Genomic DNA, 3,957 nt, shown 5'->3' with positions numbered 1-3,957 from the left:
GCAGCCGAGGCAATCGTGGCCGAGACCGAACCCGCATCGACATAGACATCATCGGACGGCGCAGCGACGCTCACGCTGCCGGAAGACGCGCCCGCAGCGATGCTGATGACGGCACCGTTGCTCAGGGTGATGCTGACCGGCGACTGCGCCACGTTGTTGAGGCTGGCCGTGTAGACGATGTTGCCACCTTCAGCCACCGAAGCGCTTGCGCTCAGGCTAACGGTCGTGGTGTCGAGCGTGTCGGTGATGCTGGTGGTGGCTGCAGCCGGATTGACGACGAGGCTCTCGAAATTGCCACCGGCAGCCGACGCAATCGTGGCCGAGACCGAACCCGCGTCGACATAGACATCATCGGTCGGCGCAGCGAAGCTGACCGATCCGCTCGATGCACCTGCAGCGATGCTGATTACAGCGCCGTTTGAAAGCGTCACGCTGACCGGCGTCTGCGCCACATTGTTGAGAGAGGCGGTGTAAGTGATGTTTCCGCCTTCGGCCACCGAAGCGCTCGCGCTCAGGCTGAGCGTCGTGCTGTCGAGGGTATCGGTGACGCTGGTCACCGCCGCGGTGGGGGTCACCGTCAGCGTCTCGAAATTGCCGCCACTGGCGGACGCAATCGTGGCACTGACGCTGCCCGCATCGAGGTACACATCGTCGGTCGGTGCGGCGACGCTGACCGAACCACTGGAGGCGCCGGCAGCGATAGTGATGACCGCCCCGTTGGAAAGCGCGATGCTGACCGGCGACTGCGCGACGTTGTCGAGGCTGGCGGTGTAGATGATGTTGCCGCCTTCGGCGACGTTCGGAGTCGCCGTGAGCGAAACCGTGGTCGTATCCAGCGTGTCGCTGATCGCGGTCGTTGCGGCTGTTGGGTTGATCGCCAGGTTCTCGAAGTTGCCGCCAGAGGCAGTCGTAATGGTGGCGCCAACACTACCGGCATCCAGATAGACATCGTCGGACGGCGCAGCGACGCTGACTGTGCCGCTGGAAGCGCCGGCGGCGATGCTGATGACCGCCCCGTTGGACAGGGTGATGCTGACCGGCGACTGCGCCACATTGTTGAGGCTGGCCGTATAGACGATGTTGCCGCCTTCGGCCACGCTGGCGCTGGCCGACAGGCTGACCGTGGTGGCGTCGGCATCGTCGGTGACCGTGGTTACGGCCGGGCTGCCGGCAGCGCCGCTGCCGATGGCGAGCGCTTCATAGTTGGCGCCGCTGGTGCCGGTCACGGTGACCGACAGGCTGGCGCCGCCGCTATAGACGTCATCCGGCGCCGCCATGCTGACGCTGGCGCTTGAAGCGCCGACCGGAATAGTGAGGCTGAGGCCATTGGACAGGCTGACGGTCAGCGGGCTACCGGTAACCGGCTGGCTTACGCTTGCAGTATAGGTCACCGCGCCCCCCTCAACCACGCTGGCGGAAGCCGTGAGATCAAGCGTGGTCGTATCCAGCGTATCGGTGATGCTGGTGGTGGCTGCTGCGGGATTGATCGCAAGGCTCTCGAAACTGCCGCCGGACGCGGACGCAATCGTCGCGGAGATCGAACCTGCATCCAGATACGCGTCATCGCCCGGTGCGGCGACACTGACTGTGCCGCTGGAAGCGCCGGCGGCGATGCTGATCGTTGCGCCGTTGGAGAGGGTGACCGTTACGGCTGTGCTGGCCGGGTTGTTCAGGCTGGCGGTGTAGAGGATGCTGCCACCCTCTGCCACGCTGGCAGAAGCGGACAGGGTGAGCGTGGTGACATCGATCGTGTCGGTAATGCTGGTCACCGCCGGCGCCGGATTGATCGCCAGATTTTCAAAATTAGCGCCGGTGGCGCTGCTGATGCTGGCCGAGATGTTGCCGGCGTCGACATAGGCATCGTCGGTCGGCGCAGCGATGCTGACTGTGCCGCTCGAAGCGCCGGCAGCGATGCTGATCGTTGCCCCGTTGGACAAGGTGATCGTGACTGGGGCCTGCGCGACATTGTTGAGGCTGGCCGTGTAGCTGATGTTGCCGCCCTCGGCCACGCTGGCTGAAGCCGTCAGGGAGACGGTGGTCGTGTCGAGCGTGTCGGTGATGCCCGTCGTGGCCGCAGCGGGATTGACGACGAGGTTTTCGAAGTTGCCGCCGGTGGCCGACGCAATCGTGGCACTGACGCTGCCGGCATCCAGATACACATCATCGACGGGTGCCGCAACACTCACGGTTCCTGTGGATGCGCCGGCGGCGATGCTGATGACCGCGCCGTTGGAAAGCGTCACGCTGACCGGCGTCTGGGCCGCATTGTTGAGGGTGGCGGTGTAAGTGATGTTGCCGCCTTCGGCCACACTGGCCGAAGCGGACAGGCTGACTGTGGTCGTATCGAGCGTATCGGTGACGCTGGTGGTGGCGGCAGCCGGGTTGACCACGAGGCTTTCGAAATTGCCGCCGGCAGCGGAGGCAATCGTGGCGGAGATCGGGCCGGCATCCAGGTAGACGTCGTCGCTTGGAGCCGCAACGCTGACCGTCCCAGTGGATGCGCCGGCAGCGATGCTGATCACCGCGCCGTTTGAAAGCGTGACGCTGACCGGCGTCTGCGCCACGTTGTTGAGACTGGCGGTGTAGGTGATGTTGCCGCCTTCGACCACGCTTGCACTGGCGGTCAGCGTGACCGTGGTGACATCGATCGTGTCGGTGATGCTGGTCAATGCCGGTGCCGGGTCGATCGCCAGGCTTTCGAAGTTGCCGCCAGTGGCGGACGCAATGGTCGCGCTGATGCTGCTGGAGTCCAGGTACACGTCATCGGTCGGAGTAGGGAGGCTGACCGTGCCGGTTGCCGAACCAGCCGCGATGCTGATCGTCGCGCCGTTGCTCAAAACGATGGAGACCGGGGTTTCTGCTGCGTGATCCAGGGTTGCCGTGTAGACCACGCTGCCGCCTTCGGCGACTGCCGCATCGGCAGACAGGCTGACGGTGGTGATATCGGTCGTGTCGGTGATGCTAGTGGTCGCAGGTGCCGGATTGATCGCCAGATTTTCGAAGTTTCCGCCGGAGGCCGAGGCAATCGTGGCCGATACCGAACCTGCATCGACATAGACATCGTCGGACGGCGCAGCAACGCTCACGCTGCCACTGGAAGCGCCTGCCGCAATCGTGATCGTCGTCCCGTTGGAAAGCGTCACGCTGACCGGCGACTGCGCCACATTGTTGAGGCTCGCGGTGTAAGTGATGTTGCCGCCCTCGGCGACGCTGGCGGAAGCGCCCAGGCTGACCGTGGTCGTATCGAAGGTGTCGGTGATGCCCGTAGTGGCGGCAGCCGGGTTGATCGCCAGACTCTCGAAGTTGCCGCCCGATGCGGACGCAATGGTGGCGCTGATGCTGCCGGCGTCCAGATAGGCGTCATCTGCAGGCGCGGCGACACTGATCGTGCCGCTGGAGGCGCCGGCAGCGATGCTGATCACCGCGCCGTTGGAAAGGGTCACGCTGACCGGAGTCTGCGCCACGTTGTTCAGACTCGCGGTGTAGACAATGTTGCCGCCTTCAGCCACCGAAGCGCTCGCGCCCAGACTGACCGTCGTGCTATCAAGCGTGTCGGAAATCGTGGTCGTCGCGGCAGCCGGGTTGATGGCGAGGCTTTCGAAGTTGCCGCCGGTGGCGGACGCAATCGTTGCACTGACACTGCCGGCATCCAGATACACATCATCGCCGGGAGCCGCAACGCTCACGGTTCCTGTGGATGCGCCCGCGGCGATAGTGATCGTCGCGCCGTTCGACAGTGTGACCGTGACGGGCGACTGCGCAGCGTTGTTCAGGCTGGCCGTATAGACGATGTTGCTGCCCTCGGCGACGCTGGCGGAAGCGCTCAGGCTGACGGTGGTGGTGTCAGTCGTGTCGGTGATGCCGGTGGTCGCCGCAGCCGGATTGATCGCCAGATTCTCGAAGTTGCCGCCGGATGCAGACGCAATGGTGGCGCTGATGCTGCCGGCGTCGAGGTAG

At 64.7% G+C, this 3,957-nt stretch carries 1 protein-coding gene; it reads right to left on the bottom strand.

What is annotated here, in order from left to right:
- On the bottom strand, positions 1–3,957 hold a 3,957-nt coding region (locus IV098_RS12995), incomplete at both ends, for a beta strand repeat-containing protein (protein ID WP_367114186.1).

Origin of the sequence: Thiobacillus sp. (genome assembly GCF_018780105.1) — a bacterium.
GTDB lineage: Bacteria > Pseudomonadota > Gammaproteobacteria > Burkholderiales > Thiobacillaceae > Thiobacillus.
Note: the sequence above shows the minus strand (reverse complement) of the source record. Positions and strands in the feature narration are given on the sequence as shown.